17 protein-coding genes are annotated in these 18880 nt (G+C 62.1%); 5 read left to right on the top strand and 12 right to left on the bottom strand.

The genetic code is table 11. The features are described from left to right. Nucleotides 1–88 precede the first annotated feature (88 nt). From QTL95_RS20665 to QTL95_RS20650, 4 genes are all read right to left on the bottom strand, one after another. The gene (locus QTL95_RS20665) at nucleotides 89–355 is read right to left on the bottom strand and encodes an usg protein (RefSeq protein WP_289721789.1); all 267 of its coding nucleotides are present in this window, start codon (nucleotides 353–355) and stop codon (nucleotides 89–91) included. 156 nt (nucleotides 356–511) lie between these two features. Beyond that, nucleotides 512–1342 (bottom strand): ABC transporter permease, encoded by an 831-nt coding sequence (locus QTL95_RS20660; RefSeq protein WP_289721788.1) that lies wholly within the window; start codon nucleotides 1340–1342, stop codon nucleotides 512–514. After that, nucleotides 1339–2142, bottom strand: a complete 804-nt coding sequence (locus QTL95_RS20655; protein WP_289721787.1) for an ABC transporter permease — start codon at nucleotides 2140–2142, stop codon at nucleotides 1339–1341. The genes QTL95_RS20660 and QTL95_RS20655 overlap by 4 nt, the downstream gene beginning before the upstream one ends. A 108-nt stretch (nucleotides 2143–2250) precedes the next feature. Next, nucleotides 2251–3027 (bottom strand): ABC transporter substrate-binding protein, encoded by a 777-nt coding sequence (locus tag QTL95_RS20650; RefSeq protein ID WP_289721786.1) that lies wholly within the window; start codon nucleotides 3025–3027, stop codon nucleotides 2251–2253. A 322-nt stretch (nucleotides 3028–3349) separates the two neighbouring features. On the opposite strand from QTL95_RS20650, the gene QTL95_RS20645 reads away from it, so the two are divergent. After that, nucleotides 3350–5530, top strand: a complete 2181-nt coding sequence (locus QTL95_RS20645) for an OmpA family protein (protein ID WP_289721785.1) — start codon at nucleotides 3350–3352, stop codon at nucleotides 5528–5530. Between the two features lie 54 nt (nucleotides 5531–5584). On the opposite strand, the gene mobB is transcribed toward QTL95_RS20645, so the two are convergent. The 4 genes from mobB to moaA all read right to left on the bottom strand — a co-directional run bounded on the left by mobB (nucleotide 5585) and on the right by moaA (nucleotide 8770). Next, nucleotides 5585–6100 (bottom strand): molybdopterin-guanine dinucleotide biosynthesis protein B, encoded by a 516-nt coding sequence (mobB, locus tag QTL95_RS20640; protein ID WP_289721784.1) that lies wholly within the window; start codon nucleotides 6098–6100, stop codon nucleotides 5585–5587. Next, nucleotides 6100–6732, bottom strand: a complete 633-nt coding sequence (mobA, locus tag QTL95_RS20635; protein ID WP_289721783.1) for a molybdenum cofactor guanylyltransferase MobA — start codon at nucleotides 6730–6732, stop codon at nucleotides 6100–6102. The genes mobB and mobA overlap by 1 nt, the downstream gene beginning before the upstream one ends. A gap of 8 nt (nucleotides 6733–6740) precedes the next feature. Then, nucleotides 6741–7649 carry a DMT family transporter gene (locus tag QTL95_RS20630; protein WP_289721782.1) on the bottom strand — a complete coding sequence of 303 codons (909 nt, stop codon included), beginning with the start codon at nucleotides 7647–7649 and terminating at the stop codon, nucleotides 6741–6743. Nucleotides 7650–7783: 134 nt separating this feature from the next. Next, complete coding sequence (moaA, locus tag QTL95_RS20625) at nucleotides 7784–8770, bottom strand: GTP 3',8-cyclase MoaA (RefSeq protein WP_289722423.1); 987 nt, start codon at nucleotides 8768–8770, stop codon at nucleotides 7784–7786. A gap of 205 nt (nucleotides 8771–8975) precedes the next feature. Here moaA and QTL95_RS20620 point away from each other — a divergent pair, with 205 nt between their 5' ends. The 3 genes from QTL95_RS20620 to QTL95_RS20610 all read left to right on the top strand — a co-directional run bounded on the left by QTL95_RS20620 (nucleotide 8976) and on the right by QTL95_RS20610 (nucleotide 11258). Continuing rightward, on the top strand, nucleotides 8976–9350 hold the full coding sequence (locus QTL95_RS20620) for a DUF971 domain-containing protein (protein WP_289721781.1): 375 nt from the start codon (nucleotides 8976–8978) through the stop codon (nucleotides 9348–9350). Between the two features lie 25 nt (nucleotides 9351–9375). Continuing rightward, nucleotides 9376–10566: a low temperature requirement protein A gene (locus QTL95_RS20615; protein WP_289721780.1), complete on the top strand. Its 1191-nt coding sequence runs from the start codon at nucleotides 9376–9378 to the stop codon at nucleotides 10564–10566. Between the two features lie 80 nt (nucleotides 10567–10646). Further along, nucleotides 10647–11258, top strand: a complete 612-nt coding sequence (locus QTL95_RS20610) for a pyridoxamine 5'-phosphate oxidase family protein (protein ID WP_289721779.1) — start codon at nucleotides 10647–10649, stop codon at nucleotides 11256–11258. 10 nt (nucleotides 11259–11268) lie between these two features. Here QTL95_RS20610 and QTL95_RS20605 read toward each other — a convergent pair whose 3' ends face one another. The 3 genes from QTL95_RS20605 to fumC form a co-directional block, all read right to left on the bottom strand. After that, nucleotides 11269–12336 (bottom strand): GGDEF domain-containing protein, encoded by a 1068-nt coding sequence (locus tag QTL95_RS20605; protein ID WP_289721778.1) that lies wholly within the window; start codon nucleotides 12334–12336, stop codon nucleotides 11269–11271. A gap of 295 nt (nucleotides 12337–12631) precedes the next feature. Next, nucleotides 12632–14239 carry a fumarate hydratase gene (locus QTL95_RS20600; protein ID WP_289721777.1) on the bottom strand — a complete coding sequence of 536 codons (1608 nt, stop codon included), beginning with the start codon at nucleotides 14237–14239 and terminating at the stop codon, nucleotides 12632–12634. Nucleotides 14240–14419: 180 nt separating this feature from the next. Next, complete coding sequence (gene fumC / locus QTL95_RS20595) at nucleotides 14420–15811, bottom strand: class II fumarate hydratase (RefSeq protein ID WP_289722422.1); 1392 nt, start codon at nucleotides 15809–15811, stop codon at nucleotides 14420–14422. Between the two features lie 404 nt (nucleotides 15812–16215). Here fumC and QTL95_RS20590 point away from each other — a divergent pair, with 404 nt between their 5' ends. Then, on the top strand, nucleotides 16216–18090 hold the full coding sequence (locus QTL95_RS20590) for a L,D-transpeptidase family protein (RefSeq protein WP_289721776.1): 1875 nt from the start codon (nucleotides 16216–16218) through the stop codon (nucleotides 18088–18090). 75 nt (nucleotides 18091–18165) lie between these two features. Here the strand turns inward: QTL95_RS20590 and QTL95_RS20585 are convergent, their stop codons facing one another. Then, nucleotides 18166–18849 (bottom strand): HAD family hydrolase, encoded by a 684-nt coding sequence (locus QTL95_RS20585; RefSeq protein ID WP_289721775.1) that lies wholly within the window; start codon nucleotides 18847–18849, stop codon nucleotides 18166–18168. Nucleotides 18850–18880: the final 31 nt, after the last annotated feature.

The raw sequence follows: 18880 nt of genomic DNA, 5'->3' as shown, positions 1-18880 counted from the left end.
CGGCGATGGTGGCACGGCGCGTGGTTCGGCCGGCTTGCAGCAAAAGTAGAGCGTGCCGCCGGGATTGGCGGATGCCGGTTCGCTGGCGTCAGTGCAGGATGAACTCGCCCTTCAGCGCGCGCCACTCGGTGGCGGAGATCAGCTTGCGGTGGATGTAGCGCACGGAGTGCAGCGGCCCGTCCAGCTGTTCCTGCCAGAACTTGAGGAAGCCGCGCATCTCGGGAAACTCCGGCGCCAGGTCGTAGTCCTGCCAAATGTAGGTCTGCAGGAACGCCGGGTGGTCCGGCATGCGGTAGAGGATCTGGGCCGTCGTCAGGCCGTAACCCTTGAGCTGTCTTTCCATGTCCTTGTGCATCTTCGGTCTCGCTTCCCGTTCCCATTGGGCGCTTATTAGCGCCTGATAAAATGGAAACACGGGAAGGTTAACCGAAGCTTGCGAAAAGGCCAGCGGAAACGCGTCTTTTCGTTTTGTTTCAGTGTGTTAGCAGCTGCATGGCTTGAGTGCTGCCATTCACCGTTTCAGATGGCGGGTGAGGCGACGTTCAATCCAGGCCCAGAGGTGGCGCAGGGTCTCGACGATGGCGAGATAGAAGATCGCCGCCCACAGATAGGTCTGGTAGTCGAAGGTGCGCGAGAAGGCGTAGCGGGTTTCGCCCATCAGGTCGAGAACGGTGATGATCGCAACCACGGCCGAGCCCTTGACCATCAGGATGATCTCGTTGCCGTAGGGACGCAGCGCCACGATCAGCGCCTGCGGCAGCACGATCTTGCGGAATGCGATGATCTTGTGAATGCCGAGCGAGGCGGCCGCCTCGTGCTGACCCCTCGGCACGCTCTCGATAGCGCCGCGCAGGATTTCCGCCTGGTAGGCCGCGGTGTTGATGGTCATCGCGAAAAGGCCGCAATACCACGCCTCGCGGAAGAACCACCACATGCCTATCGCCTCGAGCTGTGGGCGGAACTGGCCGAGGCCGTAGTAGATCAGAAAGAGCTGGGCGAGCAGCGGCGTGCCACGGAAGATATAGACATAGGCATAGGCGAGGCCGTTGATCACCTTGTTAGGCGACATACGCGCGAAGGCCAACGGCACGGAAAGGACGGCGCCGCAGACGATGGATATCGTGACCAGCGTGATCGTCGTGGCGAGGCCGTGGAGGTAGCGCGGTCCGTAGCGCGTGAATTTCTCGGGATCCCAGCCGAGGACGACCATGGCGATGAGGGCGATGGCAAGCAGGATCCAGAGGCCGACGACGATGCAGCCGACGATATGGGATTTGCTGATGCCCTGGCGTACCTGCTTCGGAGCCGGCTGCGGCGGGATGAGGGTTTCGGCGTGGCTCATCGGCGAACCTCCGAGCGCTTCGACCAGCGTTCGATGTAGCGCAGTCCGAAAGAGGAAATGATTGCGAGGCCGAGATAGAGCAGACAGGACAGGCCGTAGAACAGGAAGGCTTGCTTGGTGACTTTCACGGCGACGCCGGTCTGGCGAAGGATGTCGGCGAGCCCGATGATCGACACATAGGAGGTGTCCTTGAGCAGGATCATCCAGAGATTGACGAGGCCGGGGAGCGCGATGCGCACGAGCTGCGGCAGGACGATCAGCATCATCGTGCGACCGCGATGAAAGCCGAGCGCGTCGCCGGCTTCATACTGGCCCTTCGGAATGGCGCGGAATGCCGACAGCAGCACTTCGGAACAGTAGGAGGAGAAGACCACGGACAGAGCGATCACGCCTGCCAGGAAAGCGTTGATCTCGATGCGGCCGTCATAGCCGAGCCAGGCCAGCACCGACTGGAGAAGGATCTGCATGCCGTAATAGATGATGAAGAGCGTCAGCAGTTCCGGCAGGCCGCGGAAAATCGTGGTGTAGATGCCGGCGGCGAGGCGGACGGATTTCTCTTCGGACTGCTGCCCCAGCGCCACAAGAAAGCCGATGATGAGGCCGATCGGCAGGGTGATCAGAGCGACGGCGACGGTCACCTTCAGGCCGGCGGCAATCTCGTCACCCCAGCCGGTGTCACCACAGGCGAGGATCGTCGAGGAGCCGAACCAGGTGAAGATGCCAACGGGTCCGCACAGCGGATCGAAAATATACCCTATCCAGGCCCATAACGAACCCAGCGCGGAAAATAATCCGCTCATGCCAATTTTCCCCTCGCGGCTTTTGCCACTTTGATCTTGAACCCTTTGTCAGACAAAAATGGCGGAAGGGCAAGCCTTCCGCCATCGCATTTGTTAGTGGACTACAAGTTATTCGGCGCCGTAGACGTCGAAATCGAAGTACTTGTCCTGGATCTTCTTGTAGGTGCCGTTGGCGCGGATCGCGGCGATCGCCGTGTTCAGCTTTTCGCGCAGCGGGTCGCCCTGGCGTACGGCGATGCCGGCGCCAACGCCGTTGATTTCCTTGTCGACGGGAAGCGGCGTCAGGATCTTGCAGCAAGCGCCGGCGTCGGACTTCACCCACTGCGACAGCACGACGATGTCGTCGATGACGGCGTCGACACGACCGTTGGCGATGTCGAGCTTGTACTCGTCGGCCGTCGGATAGAGCTTGAGCTCGGTGTCGGGCAGGTGCTTTTCGGCGTAGTTGGCGTGCGTCGTGGAGGTCTGGGCGCCAATCGCCTTACCCTTGAGGCCTTCGACATCCTTGACGTCCGAGTCCTTCGGTACGGCGATCGCCGGCGGGGTGTTGTAGTACTTGTTGGTGAAGTCGACGAGCTTGGAGCGCTCAGGGGTGATCGACATGGACGAGATGATCATGTCGAACTTCTTGGCGTTGAGGCCGGGGATGATGCCGTCCCAGTCGCTGCTGACGATGGTGCAGTCGGCCTTCATCTCGGCGCAGAGCGCGCGCGCGATGTCCATGTCGAAGCCCAGGAACTGGCCGCTGGCGTCTACATACTCGAAGGGCGGGTAGGTGGAGTCGGTGCCGATGACATACTTCTCGCCATCGGCCATCGCCGAGCCGGCGAAGAGCGACAGGGCGGCGACGGAGGCCGCTGCGAGAATACGGGAATGGATGCGCATGTTAATCCTCTCTGTTGGTAGCTGCCGTCCGTTTTCTTGTTTTGCGTCGGCAGCCAATATGGGGCGATGCCTTGCAACGCCTTGCGGCGATAATCAAACCTTTTTTTTCGGAATTGCAACTGGAATCACAGAGATTGCAGGCTATGCAATCGGCTGTGAAGATGAACGGTTCCCGGCTGCCATATTCACATCGGGTTAATGATGCAGTTCCTAAGACTGGCGGAACAAATACCGCCCTGCGCGATTACATGGAGCAATCCGCGCACCAAAACGGGACGCCCTATTCTGGTGTCGAGAAGAATAAAAACGTACGAGGAACCCAATGGGAATGAAATCAAGACTATTTGCCAGTGCTGCCTTTCCGCTGCTGTCGTTGTCGATGGTGATGCAGCCCGTGCATTCCTTCGCGGCCGCGCCCAGCATCGAGCAGACCAGCGCGGCACCCCGTGCGACCACAGGCAGCTTCGAGGTGGCGCAGGACGCCTCCGATGAGGAGCTGCTGAAGAAGCGTCGCAAGCAGCAGCAGGAAGGCGGTGGCGAACAGGCGCCGCAGGCCGAACAGCCGGCCCAGCAGGAAGCGCCCGCCGAACGGCCGCGCAAGCAGCGTGAGCCGCAGGCCGAGCAGCAGGAAGCGCCGGCCACGCAGCAGGAGGCGCCGGCCGAGCGTCCGCGCAAGCAGCGCGAACCGCAGGCAGAACAGCAGGAAGCGCCTGCCATGCAGCAGGAAGCGCCGGCCGAACGCCCACGCAAGCAGCGCCAGCCCGCAGCAGAACAGCAGGCGGAACCGCAAGCCGAGCAGGCCGCACCCGCACAGGAGCAGCCCGCCGAAAAGCCGAAGCGCAACAAGCGCGAGAAGCAGCCAGAACAGCAGGAATCCGCTCCTCAGCAGCAGGATCAGTCCGCGCCGCAGGAACAGCAGGCTCAGCCGCAGGCCGAAGAGCCGCAGCAGCCCCGCAAGCAGCGCGACAAGAAGCCCGCAGCCGCTGAAGGTGAAGAGCAGCCCGCCGGCAAGCCAGAGCGCAAGAAGCCGACGGCAGCCGAAGCGCCTCAGGACGGGCAGAAGCCCGACGAGACCAAGCAGGCCACTCCGCAGCAGCCCGAAGGCAGCGACGTGCCGAAGCCCAGCGAGGCGCCCGAAGGGCAGAAGGCAGGCAAGCCTGCTGCTCCGACCGAAGGCAAGGCGCCCGAGCCGGATCAGCAGCCGCAGACCGGCGAGCAGCAGCCTTCTGGCGAGCAACCACCCGTCCAGCAGGGCGAGCAGCTTCAGCCGAACGGCCAGCCGGCTGCCGGCCAGGCCGAGCAGGCCATACCCGCACCTGAGAAGGTGACGCCGAAGGAACTCGAACGCCGCAAGGAAATCGCCGCCGATCCGAGCAAGAGCACGGAAACCGTGGTGCTTCCGGTCGAGAACGGCGCCGCCGTCCTCGACAGCGACAAGGATGCGGACCGGTCCGGTGGCGTCCAGTCGCGCCGCGACCGCGACAGGCAGCGCGGGCAGGAGCAGAACATCCGCGTTCCGAAGTCCGACGCCGATGCACAGGTCGCCCCCAGTGGCGAGAAGCGTCCGCCGATCAAGATCGAGGCTGTTACCAGCGAGCAGGGTGAGCGTCTTGATCGTCGCCCACAGTTCGAGCGGCCCGATGGTGCGCGGTATGGTGAGCGCGGCGACGACAATCGCGTGATCATCCAGTTCAACAACCAGACCTATGTGCGTGGCGACGACGACCGCCGCTTCCTCCGGGATGGCGAACGGCCGATCTATGAGCAGCTGCCGCGCGACCGCTATCGCGAGACGATCGACCGTGACGGCTACCAGATCGTGACTGTGCGCAACCGCTACGGCGATATCATCCAGCGCTCGCGCATCGACAATCGCGGCCGGGAATCGGTGCTCTACTACTCGCCGGAACTCTATGACGATCCCGATCGCAGCTACTTCGAGGATCCGGGCGCGGACCTGCCACCGATGCGTCTTCGTATTCCGCTCAACGACTACATCATGGACACGAGCAACGACGACGACCGCGACTACTACGACTTCCTGCGCGAGCCGCCGGTCGAGCCTGTCGAACGCGTCTATTCGCTCGACGAGGTGAAGTATTCGGCCCGTATCCGCGACAAGGTGCGCCGTATCGACCTTGATACGATCACATTCGCGACCGGCAGCGCCGAGATCCCGATGACTCAGGCTCGCAGCCTGCGCAAGGTGGCCGACGCGATCAATGAGGTGCTGCGCAAGGATCCGTCGGAAACCTTCCTGATCGAAGGCCATACGGATGCCGTCGGCTCGGACCAGAGCAACCTCGTTCTCTCCGACCAGCGTGCGGAATCGGTCGCCAACGTCATGAGCGACGTCTACGGCATCCCGCCTGAGAACCTGGCGACGCAGGGCTACGGCGAGCGTTATCTGAAGGTCAACACGCAGGGCCCGAACCAGGAAAACCGCCGCGTCACCATCCGCCGCGTCACGGCGCTGGTGCGGCCGGTTGCTTCGCGCAACTGATCGAGGCACCGCTCAACGAAACGAAGGCCGCGACGGGAAACCGCCGCGGCCTTTTCATTTCAAGGAAAGGCCGACGATATCGGTGATGAAATCGGCGATCCCAGCGGTGTCGTCGAGATCGAAGACGGGCAGGGTTGTGTCGCTCACGGGATGATCGGCGGCGATCGCGGCGATGAACGGATCGCCCGGCGCCAGCGGCTCGCGATTGGCGGCCTCCAGCCTGCGCGCTTCGATCTTCGGGATCGGCTCGCGTTTGTAGCCCTCGACGAGCACCAGATCGCAAGGGGCGATGCGGGCGAGAATATCCTCGAAGCTCGGCTCCGGCGCGCCACGCAGTTCGTGCATGATGGCGAAGCGTGTGCCCGACACAATGGTCACCTCATGCGCGCCGGCCTGGCGATGCCGATAGCTGTCGGCGCCGACCTTGTCGATGTCGAAGTCATGATGGGCGTGCTTGATGGTGGATATCCGGTAGCCGCGGCGGGTGAACTCCTCGACGAGGCGGACGGCAAGGCCGGTCTTGCCCGAGTTCTTCCAGCCTGCAATGCCGAATATGCGGGGCTTGTCCATCAGGCCAGCACCCTCATCCAGCGCTCGGCTTCGACGAGGTCGTCGGGCGTGTTGACGTTGAAGAAGGGGTCGAGAAGGCTGGCGCGGGTGGGGCGCAGCGGGAAGGTCACGACCGTAACGTCATGACGCAACAGGAAGTCTCTCACCCTGCGCTTGTCGTCGGTGGCGATCCACGTTGCGAGTTCGCCGGCGAGCGCGACCGGCCAGAGGCCGAAGACCGGATGGCTGCGGCTCTCGGACGCCGCGATGGCGATCTTCTTGGGTTTGTCGATGGCGCCGGCGAGCCAGTCGACGAGATCCGACGGGAAGAACGGGCTATCGACGGAGACGGTCACGACGTGGGTAACGCCAGAAAGTGTGGCGCCATGGGCCATGGCGGCATGGATGCCGGCCATCGGGCCCGCCTTTCCCGGCACGATGTCGGGAATGAAGAGGCGGTCGCAGTTCTCGGGAGGCTGGTCGGCATTGACGGCGACGGTGGTCACCTGCGGTGCCAGCTGCGCGATGACGCGGTCCATCAGGGTGAGGCCGGCCAGCGTCACGACGGCCTTGTCGCGGCCCATGCGCGACGAGCGGCCGCCCGCGAGAACGACGCCCGGGATATTCGATCTGTCCAGCAAAAAATCGCTCATTGCCTGCCTCAGACTGGAGTTCGCGGTTCGGATTCCTGCGCGACCGGTGCCACGTGGCGCTTGGCCTCACGATAGAACGTGTAGAGCCCGGACGCTATGACGATGGCAGCCCCGATCAATGTCCAGCTGTCGGGACGCTCGGCGAAGAACACAAGGCCGAGAAGCGCCGAGAAGATCAGGCCGGTATAGCGAAACGGTGCGACGAAGGAGATCTCGCCGGTGCGCATCGCCATGATCACCGTCTGGTAGCCGATCAGCACGAGGATGGCCGCAAGCAGGATGTGGGAGAGCGACGTGACGCTGACAGGGCTCCAGCCGCCCAGAACCGGCGTCAGCAAGGCTCCGAAGATTGTGACCGATACGGCGGTGACGACGGTTATCATCAAGGAAGGGATTTCCGGTGAGATCGTGCGCGTCGCAAGGTCGCGGCCCGCGGTGACGAGCACGCTGGCGACGCACAATAGGGCCGCGATCGTGAAGCCGTCGGCGCCCGGCCGGATGATGACCATCACGCCGATCAGTCCGACGATGATCGCCGACCAGCGGCGCCAGCCGACCGGCTCTCCGAAAAACAGCGCCGCGCCGAGCGTGACGAGGAGCGGCAGCGATTGCAGAATCGCCGACGCATTGGCGATCGGCATCATGCCCAGCGCGGTGATGTAAGTAACGGCCGCGAGGATTTCGCAGACGACGCGGATGATCACGGCGGGATGAAGGATGATGCGCCAAGGGCGCAGCGCGCCCATGCGATGCGCTATGATGTAGACGAAGATGCTGGTGAAGAGACCGCGAATGCACATGATCTGGCCGGCATTCATCGAGCTGATCACCGATTTCGAGAGTGCGTCGCTGCAGGAAAAACCCGCCATCGCAGCACTCATGTAGATTGCACCCTGGGTATTGCGTGACCGCGGCATGAAAACGTTTCCGATTCTTCGACGCTCTTTTAGTGCCGAAGCGGTCCCAAGGGAATCGAATGCGCGTTACAGCCATGATAAATCGTTTGCGCACTGCACAATAATGGATGGTCGGGAATGCCTGCTGCTTGGCGTCACCCGCCGGTGACGCTCATATGGCGGCTGACGGCGGGGCGGTTGTGTGTGCGGTCGATGATGAAGTCATGGCCTTTCGGCTTGCGCGAGATCGCTTCGTCGATCGCGGCGTAGAGCAGGCCGTCGTCCTCGGTGGCGCGCATGGTCGAGCGCAGGTCGGCGGCGTCGTTCTGGCCGAGGCACATGTAGAGCGTGCCGGTGCAGGTGAGGCGGACGCGGTTGCAGCTCTCGCAGAAATTATGCGTCATCGGGGTGATGAAGCCGAGGCGGCCGCCGGTTTCTTCGACGGTGACATATCGCGCGGGCCCGCCGGTGCGGTAGCCGATCTCGGTCAGCGTGAACTGACGCTCGAGATCGGCGCGCAGCTTGGAAAGCGGAAGGTAGCGGTCGGTGCGGTCTTCCTCGATCTCGCCCATCGGCATGGTCTCGATGACGGTCAGGTCCATGCCACGGCCATGCGCGAAGCGGATCATGTCGGGCATTTCGACGTCGTTGAAATCCTTGAGCGCGACGGCGTTGAGCTTGATCTTCAGTCCGGCCTTCTGAGCGGCGTCGATGCCTTCCATGACCTTGTTGAAATCACCCCAGCGCGTGATCTGGCGGAATTTCTCCGGGTCGAGAGTGTCGAGAGAGACATTGATGCGGCGCACGCCGCAATCGTAGAGTTCGTCGGCGAAGCGGGCGAGTTGCGAGCCGTTGGTGGTCAGCGTCAGCTCGTCTAGGCCGCTGCCGATCTTCTTGCCGAGTTCGCGCACGAGATGCATGATGTTCTTGCGCACCAGCGGTTCGCCGCCGGTCAGTCGCAGCCTGCGCACGCCCTTGTCGATGAAGGCGGAACAGAGGCGGTTCAATTCCTCCAGCGTCAACAGATCCTTCTTCGGCAGAAAGTTCATGTTCTCGGCCATGCAATAGGTGCAGCGGAAGTCGCAGCGATCGGTCACGGAAACACGCAGATAGGTGACGGCCCGCTGGAACGGGTCGATCATCGGTGTCGCCTCGGCGACGAGTGGCTTTGCGCTTTCGATAGCCGAGCCTATTGCTGGAACGTTGCTGTTCACGAATACCTCCGCAATGGTACTAATGTGCGTATAGGCCATTGCGACGTCAAGGGAAACGGCTTTGGAGCACGGCAAATTGAACTTGCCTCACAAGGTTTCATTGCCTACTCCTGAACGCCAAGGGGATTGGATCATGGGCGATATCTGGCCAACTGAACTCAGGGTGTCGAAGGACCGGCAACGGCTCGTCGTAACCTTCAACGATGGGCAGAGCTTCGAGCTTTCGGCGGAGATGCTGCGCGTGCTTTCGCCATCGGCGGAGGTGCAGGGCCATGGACCGGGGCAGAAGGTCACCGTGCCGGGCAAGCGCAATGTCGCGATCATCTCCATGGTCCCGACAGGCAACTACGCGGTGCGCATCGGCTTCGACGACATGCATGATACCGGGATTTTCACCTGGACCTATCTGCGCGAACTCGGCGAGAAGGGCGAGGCGTTGTTCGCGGCCTATGAGGATGAACTGCGCGAGAAGGGCATGAGCCGCGACACATCCGAAAAGCCGCGCTGACCGATATCAATCACGAGGGAAACGAATGGCGGGAACGAGCACACGCAACTGGCTGCGGGCCAAGGGTGGTCCTGGCAGCAGCCGGGTCACCTTCCTGGAGCTGTTCTTCGACCTCGTGTTCGTTTTCTCGATTTCTCAGCTGTCGCACGCTCTTGCCGCGCACTACACGCCGCTCGGCGCGCTGGAAGCGGGGCTGATGACCTTTGCCGTCTGGTGGGTCTGGATCTTCACGGCCTGGGTCACGAACTGGCTCGATCCGGAAAAGATGCCGGTGCGCGGCATGCTTGTCGTGCTGATGCTGCTCGGCCTCGTCCTCTCCGCATCCATTCCGGAAGCCTTCGGCGAGAAGGGGCTGTTGTTCGCGGGTGCCTATGTGCTGATGCAGGTCGGACGGTCGCTGTTCGCGGCCTACGCGGTCAAGCAGGCAAGTGCATCGAACTATCGCAATTTCCTGCGCATCAGCACCTGGCTGATCGTCTCCGGCGTTTTCTGGATCGCAGGTGGCCTGCTTGAGCACGAGGCGCGGCTGATCGCATGGCTGATCGCAATTGTGATCGAATATGCGGGACCGGCGAGCGGCTTCGTCGTGCCGGGGCTGGGAAAATCGACCACCGCGGACTGGGATGTTTCCGGTGCGCATATGGCGGAACGCTGCGCGCTCTTCGTTATCATCTGCCTTGGGGAGGCGATCCTCGTGTCCGGCCGCACCTTCTCGGAACTTCCGTTCTCTGGCCTGACGGCGGTGGTTTTCGTCACCGGTTTCGTCGGCACGGTGGCTATGTGGTGGCTCTATTTCCGTTTCGGGCATGAGCGGGCGGCACATCGGATCGAGCATGAGGCAGTGCCCGGCAGCCTGGCGCGTCAGGCCTTCACCTATGCCCACATCCCGATCCTGGCGGGCATCATCGTCCATGCCGTCGCCGTAGAGTTCATGTTCTCGCATCCTCACGAGAGCGGCGAGCTCGGCATCATCCTGTCTGTGCTCGGCGGGCCGGGATTGTTTCTTGCGGGAAACCTCTGGTTCAAGGGGGCGACCAGCGGGCGACCGCCGCTGTCGCATATCGGCGGCCTGGTGCTGTTGCTCCTCCTTGGTTTCGTCGCGCCGTTCACGGCTGTCTACGTGATGGGAATGCTGGCAGCGCTGGTGATGATCGTCGTAGCTGCTTGGGAGTATCGATCGCTCGGTGGTCATGCCACCGTTTCGACGCTGCACTGACTCCAGGAGATGCAAGAAGTGTCACGACTGCGTCATTTTCGCCGGCTAAGTACATCCGCGCAAATCAAATGGATTGCCCAATGAAAATCATCAGCTCGATCGAGGAACTCAGCGCCATCTACGGGGGAGGCCTCTCAGAGGCCTCTGTCGCCAAAGTCACGAAGCATCTGACGCCGCTCTATCGGCAGATGATCGAGGCATCGCCCTTCGTGGCGCTGGCGACCGTTGGTCCCGAGGGGCTCGATTGCTCGCCGCGCGGCGATATCGGCGGCGTGGTGCGTATCGTCGACGATCGGACGCTTCACATGCCTGACTGGCGCGGCAACAACCGAGTCGATTCGCTGTCGAATATCGTGCGCGATCCGAGACTTGCGTCGATGTTCCTCATTCCCGGCTCGAACACCACGATGCGCATCAACGGGCGTGGCGTGGTCTCCAACGACGAGGCGTTGCTCGAGAGTTTCGAGATGGAGGGCCGGCATCCGCGCACGGTGATCGTCATCGAGATCGATGAAGTCTATTTCCAGTGCGCGCGTGCTCTGATGCGTTCGGAGTTGTGGAATCCTGCAACCTTCGTGGATCCGAAGAGCCTGCCGACGCCGGGGTTGATGCTGAAGGCGGCGACCGAGGCATTCGACCACGAAACATACGACCGGGAGTGGGCCGGTCGCGCCGCGAAAACCATGTGGTGACGACGAGGGATTATCCCTTGTAAATCAGCCAGCTCTTGGTGAAGTCCTTCTGCATGCCGTCCTCGAAGAGAACGCTGCAATTGCGGCCGGAGTTCTTGGCGCCGTAAAGGGCGACGTCGGCCTTGTGGTAAAGCTCGCCCGCGTCCTCGGCATTCGAGGCCATGCAGACACCGGCCGACACCGTGACCGGGCCGTAGTTGACCCTGGTGCGGGAGTTGGTGAAGGGCGTGGTTTCCAGTGTCCGGCGGATACGCTCCGCCGTCGCCATCACTTCCTCGGCGGTATTGCCGTCGATGATCAGCGCGAATTCCTCGCCGCCCGTGCGTGCGACGAAGACATCGCGGCGGACGTTGGCGCGGATGACCGAGGCGACCGTGGCGAGGATCTTGTCGCCGACCGGGTGGCCGTAGGTGTCGTTGATCTTCTTGAAATTGTCGATGTCGGCGAGGATGAGCGCCGTGACGGGGCGCATGGCCGGGTTGTTGAAGACGGCGGCGAGGCGGTCGTCGAAGGCGCGGCGGTTCGACAGGCGCGTCAGCGAGTCGGTATTGGCGATGCGCTTGTACTCGTCGAGTTCGCGGCGGACCTGGTCCATTTCCTGCGAGCGCTGCACAACGTTCTCGACGGTCTTTTCACCGTGCGCCATGGTGTCGCCGGTCGCTGTCGTCAGCAGTGACAAGGCGCTCTCGATGAGGTCGACGCTGCTATGGTTCTTCGAACTGATGCGACGGTAGGTTTCGCCGAGCAGCTTGTTATAGCTTTCCAGCGACGTCTGCTCCTGGCGCAGTACGCGCAGCAGCGTCTCCAGTTCGCCCGCGATGCGGCTGTGAGCGTCGTCGAAGATGCGGGTCGGGTTGTGGGTGAAATACTGGGAGCCGAGCTGGTCGAGCTCCTCCTGCGTCACCTGGCTGCCAAGAGCGGCTAGGTCGCGGGTGAGGGCGGGGTTGGAGCCGATATAGGCTTCGTAGAAGAGTTCGTAGTTCCGGGGAATGGGCGCTACGCCCATGGAGCGCATCGCGAATGTGATCTGACCTGCCACATCGGGAACCTGCGCCTTCTGCGCAATGGCCGTCGTCATCCGGCTACTCCTCATCAAACTTCAAAAAGCAGTGTTTAAATGTGTAGCGCACAAATCTTTGGAAATGATTAAACTTGGATATACCAAAGATTACATGTGAAATTTACATGCGATTGGCCGTCTAGCCTTATCTTACTGATTTTTATTCAGTAATTTCGGCAGCATGTCTGTTCGACACGCGCAGGGCGCGAGTGACGCCAGTAAAAAAGTAAAGCAAGACGGGTGGCCGGGTCAGGATGCGGCGGCCAGCGCAGCGGAGATGCCGCGATGGCCGTATTCGGGGGGCGGGCGACGGTCAGCCGAGGTTGAATTCCTGGAAGAAATCGTTGCCCTTGTCGTCGGTGACGATGAAGGCGGGGAAGTCCTCGACCTCGATCTTCCAGACGGCTTCCATGCCGAGCTCCGGATATTCCAGCACCTCGACCTTTCGGATGCAATCCTGCGCCAGACGCGCGGCCGGGCCGCCGATCGAGCCGAGATAGAAGCCGCCATGGGTCTTGCAGGCCTCGCGGACGGCGCGCGAGCGGTTGCCCTTGGCAAGCATCACCATAGAGCCGCCGAAGGACTGGAACTGGTCGACGTAGCTGTCCATGCGGCCGGCTGTGGTCGGGCCGAAGGAGCCGGAGGCGTAACCGGCCGGTGTCTTGGCGGGGCCGGCGTAGTAGACCGGGTGGTTCTTCATGTAGTCGGGCATGCCTTCGCCCTTTTCCAGCCGTTCGCGGATCTTGGAGTGCGCGAGGTCGCGGGCGACGATGATCGTGCCCGTCAGCGACAGGCGGGTTTTCACTGGATGCTTGCTGAGTTCGGCAAGTATATCCTGCATCGGCTGGTTCAGATCGATGCGAACCATCGATTCCGACAGCTTCGTCTCGTCGATCTCAGGCATATACTTGGAGGGATCTGTTTCCAGCTGCTCGACGAAGATCCCGTCGCGGGTGATCTTGCCCTTGGCCTGGCGGTCGGCGGAACAGGAGACGCCGAGGCCGATCGGCAGCGAGGCGCCGTGGCGGGGCAGGCGGATGACACGCACGTCGTGGCAGAAATACTTGCCGCCGAACTGGGCGCCGACACCCATCTGCTGCGTAAGCTTGTGGATTTCCTTTTCCATCTCGACGTCGCGGAAGGCGTGGCCGCTCTCGGAGCCTTCGGTCGGGAGATCGTCGAGATAGCGCGTCGAGGCGAGCTTGACGGTCTTCAGGTTCATCTCGGCCGAGGTGCCGCCGATGACGATCGCCAGATGGTAGGGAGGACAGGCTGCCGTACCCAGCGTCAGGATCTTCTCCTTAAGGAAGTCGATCATCCGGTCGTGCGTCAACAGCGAGGGCGTGCCCTGGTAAAGGAAGGTCTTGTTGGCCGAGCCGCCGCCCTTGGCGACAAAGAGGAAATTATATTCGTCCGTGCCTTCCTCATAGATGTCGATCTGGGCCGGCAGGTTGTTCCTGGTGTTCTTCTCCTCGAACATCTTGATCGGGGCCAGCTGCGAATAGCGCAGGTTCTTCTTCTCGTAGGCGTCCATCACGCCCTTGGCGAGCGCCGAATAGTCCTCGCCCTCGGTCCAGACGCGGCGGCCCTTCTTGCCCATGATGATCGCCGTGCCCGTATCCTGGCACATCGGCAGCACGCCGCCGGCAGCGATGTTGGCGTTCTTTAGCAGGTCGTAGGCGACGAAGCGGTCGTTGTCGGTCGCCTCGGGATCGTCGAGGATAGAGGCGAGCTGCTTCAGGTGGCCGGGTCGCAGCAGGTGGTTGATGTCGGCAAACGCTGTCTCGGCCAGCAGCCGGATGCCCTCGGGCTCGACGGTCAGGATGTCCTGGCCCTTGAAGCTGTCGACAGAGACGTGGGCGCTGCTGATCTTGCGGTACTGGGTGGAGTCTTTGCCGAGGGGGAAGAGATCGTCAGCCATCGAATGACCTTTCGTGCGGGCCGGAATGGAAATCGCAGACGGTCTATGCGGGCATCTGGCCAATTGCAATCATTCTAAAACCTTCGAAAAATGCTCAAGAATGCATGAAAAACACCGCCACGGAGGCCGTGGCGGTGTCGGGTGGTTCAGCAACAGTTCGGGATGGCGCTTACTTGGCGCTTACTTGGGTCCGATCATGGTTTCCGGGCGGACATACTGATCGAACTCTTCGTTCGTCAGGTAAACGCCACCAACTGCTTCCTCGCGCAGCGTCGTGCCGTTCTTGTGGGCGGTCTTGGCGATCTTGGCGCAGATGTCGTAGCCGAGCTTGGCGTTCAGCGCCGTGACCAACATCAGTGAGTTCTCGACGCCCTTCCTGATGTTGTCCTCGCGGGCCTCGATGCCGACGACGCAATTGTCGGTGAAGGAGACGGCGGCGTCGCCGAGCAGCTGCACCGACTGCAGGAAGTTGTAGGCCATCATGGGATTGTAGACATTGAGCTCGAAGTGGCCCTGGCTGCCGGCAAAGGTGAGCGCGGCGTGGTTGCCGAAGATGTGGGCGCAGACCTGGGTGAGGGCTTCCGACTGCGTCGGGTTGACCTTGCCCGGCATGATTGACGAGCCCGGCTCATTTTCCGGCAGCGACAGTTCGCCGAGGCCGGCGCGCGGGCCGGAGCCGAGGAAGCGGATGTCGTTGGCGATCTTGAAGAGGGCCGCCGCCGCCGCGTTGATCGCACCATGGGCGAAGACCATGGAATCGTGCGAGGCGAGCGCCTCGAACTTGTTCGGCGCGGTGACGAAGGGCAGGCCGGTGATAGCGGAAATCTCGTCGGCGACCTTTTCGGCAAAGCCGATCGGGGCGTTGAGGCCGGTGCCGACGGCGGTGCCGCCCTGCGCGAGCTTGGAGAGCGCCGGCAGCGTCAGCTCGATATTGGCGATCGCCGAACCGACCTGGGCGGCATAGCCCGAGAATTCCTGGCCGAGCGTCAGCGGCGTCGCGTCCTGGGTGTGGGTGCGGCCGATCTTGATGATGTGGCTGAACTCTGTGACCTTCATGTCGAGCGCGGCATGAAGGTGCTTGAGGCCCGGCAGCAGGTGGTGGACGATCTGCTCGACGCAGGCGATGTGCATGGCCGTCGGATAGGTGTCGTTCGACGACTGGCTCATGTTGACATGGTCGTTCGGATGAACAGGCTTCTTCGAGCCCATAACGCCGCCGAGCACCTCGATCGCGCGGTTGGAGATCACCTCGTTGGCATTCATGTTCGATTGCGTGCCGGAGCCGGTCTGCCAGACGACCAGCGGGAAGTGGTCGTTGAGCCTGCCGTCGATGACTTCCTGCGCCGCATCGACGATCGCATTGCCGATCGCGGGATCGAGTTTCCCAAGCGCCATGTTGGCACGGGCGGCGGCCTGCTTGACGATGCCCAGCGCGCGCACGATCGAGGTCGGTTGCTTTTCCCAGCCGATCTTGAAATTGCCGAGCGAGCGCTCGGCCTGGGCGCCCCAATATCGGTCGCTCTGCACTTCGATCGGGCCGAAGGTATCTGTTTCCATGCGGGTAGAGGTCATCATCATGCCTTTCTGTCGCCTAGGCGCTGCAAAGATGCGGGTCTTATAGGTCTGAAACAGCGGGAAGAAAACCGCGTGGTCGCGGAAATATGAACGGCGAAATCATGTTATCCGTTTCGCTATGAGTGCTTTTTCGGACACGCCCGGCTTTTTATCTCACGGCGGGCTTTTGGCGAGTGTTTCGATGCGCCAAAATAAAGTAAAAAATTAACCAATAATTTCATAATTTTGTGTGAACTGCCGGATGGCGGGCGAGCGTATCGCGTCACACTATCTTGAGGTTTCCAAGGCTAGCAGTGGCGCCTGCTTTCTGTCATTTCAACGGCTGGCGCCGGATGAGACGAGTTTTGAACTGGGCGTTGCCCACGATCGAAGACAGCATGGTACTGGGACTGGAAAAAAGCATGAGCTTCATTTTGAAAAGTGCGGTTTCCGCACTGGCTGTTACTTGCGGCATGGCCGCTATGGGCATGGCGCCTGCACATGCCTATACGCTGATGGACATGATCCGCGGTGATCGCGCGCGGGCCCAGGGCACGATGATGAACCCGGCTCCGGCCGCCATCGCGCCGCCGCAGGCCAATACCAGCGCGCCGCTGCCGAAGGTTTCCAGCCCGCAATATTACACCTACAAGCCCGATGCCATGCGCCTGGTCGATACGACCAAGTTCACCGATCCGGTCGTGACCGGCGCGGTCGCCAATGCGGCCGGCGCGTCGGACATGACGCCGAGCGTTCAACGCCGGTATCTTGCCGATGCCAAGGTCCGCGCCCCGGCCGAGGTCGCCAAGGCGCTCGAGGCCTATTACGGCGACGTCAAGAACCAGATGGTCTGGCTCGATGGCGGCGAGATCAATGATCGCGCCAAGGCCGCGATGACGGCACTCGCCAACGTCAATGCCGTCGGTCTCGATCTGGCCGACTATGCCGTCGAGCTTCCAGCCGTCGACCAGTCGGCTCCCGATCCGGAACTGCGCGACCGCGCGCTGATGCAGTTCGAATTGTCGCTGTCCGCCAAGGTGCTTGCCTATGTGCAGGATACCGTGCGCGGCCGTGTCGACCCGAACAAGCTGTCGGGTTATCACGATTTCAAGCGCAAGGACGTCAACCTCGCGCCGGTGCTGAAGCTCGCCCGCATGAGCCCCGATGTCGGCGCCTATCTCGCCAGCCGTACGCCCGATGGCCCGCAGTTCGTCGCCCTGAAGGACGAGCTTGCCAAGCTGCGCGCCGAAGGCGGCAGCGAGGAGCGGATCAACATCACGCTGACCGGCCTGTTGCGCCCGGGCGATACGTCGAGCGAGGTCGCCAACATCGTCAAGGCGATCGACAAGCATGGCTCCGCGGCGTTGAAGGCGGAACATGCGGCGACGCTTGCGGCTTACACCGGCGGTATCGACTATTCACCGGAGATCGTCGCGCTCGTCGAAGGCTTCCAGAAGGAACATGGCCTGAAGCCTGATGGCGTGGTCGGTCAGGCGACCGTCCGCGTCATGACCGGCGGCGACAGCAATGGCGCGAAGATCGAGAAGCTCGTCGTCGCGATGGAGCAGGCACGCTGGCTGCCTGAGGATCTCGGCTCGCGCTACGTCTTCATCAACCAGCCGGCCTACATGGTCTACTACCACAACGACAACAAGGAGCAGTTGTCGATGAAGGTGGTCATCGGCCAGCCGTCGCACCAGACCTTCTTCTTCCAGGATCAGGTTCAGACCGTCGAGTTCAATCCGTTCTGGGGCGTTCCGCAGTCGATCATCATCAACGAGATGCTGCCGAAGCTGCGCGCGGACCCGAACTATCTCGATCGCATGGGCTACGAAGTCGCCGTCGGCGGCCGCGCCGTGCCCTCCTCCAGCGTCGACTGGTACGGCTCGACCTCAAACATTTCCGTGCGCCAACCGCCGAGCGGCGACAACGCGCTCGGCGAACTGAAAATCCTGTTCCCGAACGCGCATGCGATCTACATGCACGACACGCCGTCCAAGAGCTTCTTCAAGCGTGACATGCGCGCGCTCAGCCACGGTTGCGTGCGTCTCGCCGATCCGCGCGCGATGGCGGCCGCCGTATTGAACACCACTGTCGACAAGATCGGCCAGGAAATCGCCACCGGAAAGAACCACGCGGTCCAGGTGCCGCAGAAGTTCCCGATCTACATCGCCTACTTCACGGCATGGCCGGACAAGAACGGCGTCGTGCAGTATTTCGACGACGTCTATGGCCGCGACGCCTATGTCGAAAAGGCTTTCAGCGCGACGTCGAAGGCTCGTGGCGCTCAGATTTGAGCTAAATAGACATCATGAAACAGCAAAGGCGGCTCTCGGGCCGCCTTTTTCCGTTTGTGTATCTTCGCATCGCTCTCAGGAAATGGCGCCTGCCAGCAACTCTTCCACCAGCGCCGGCGTCAGTTCGCGGTAGTGGGTGATGACGCGGGTCGGGTTCAGGGTTTCGACCGGCACGTCCGAATAGCCGAAGGGCACCGCGATCGAGGGAATGCCGGCATTGTGGGCAACCATGATGTCGTTGACGCTGTCGCCGATCATGATCGTGCGGCTGGCGTCGCCACCCGCGAGTTCGACGGTGCCGAGCAGGTGTTTCGCGTCGGGCTTGCGTACCTCGAAGGTATCGCCGCCGGTGATCGCATCGAAGTGGCCGGTGAGATCGAGCTTGTCAAGCAGCGGCCGGGCCAGGCCTTCGAGCTTGTTGGTGCAGACGGCGAGCTTGCAGCCTGCGTCTTTCAGCGCGTTCATGGCATCAACGACGCCGGGATATGGCATTGTGTGTCCCGGCATGTTGGCGCTGTAGTGGGCTATGAATCGGTCGAGCAGGGGCGGCAGCGCGCTCTCGTCGATCGGTTCGCCCTGCAGCTTGCAGGCACGCTCGATCATCACCTTGGCGCCCTGGCCGACGAGGTGGGTGAGGTCGTCGTAGCTCACGGGCGCAAGGCCGATCGCTGAAATCGTGTGGTTCAGGCTTTCGACGAGATCGGCGTGGGTATCGAGCAGCGTGCCGTCGAGATCGAAGACGATAAGGGCAGGGATCAAAGTGGGTGCCTCTTCGCAATTGGAACGCTCC

The sequence above is a fragment of the Rhizobium sp. S152 genome (assembly GCF_030380735.1).
Classification (GTDB): Bacteria; Pseudomonadota; Alphaproteobacteria; order Rhizobiales; family Rhizobiaceae; genus Rhizobium.
The sequence above is the reverse complement of the archived record's forward strand: the minus strand, read 5'-3'. Positions and strand labels throughout refer to the sequence as shown.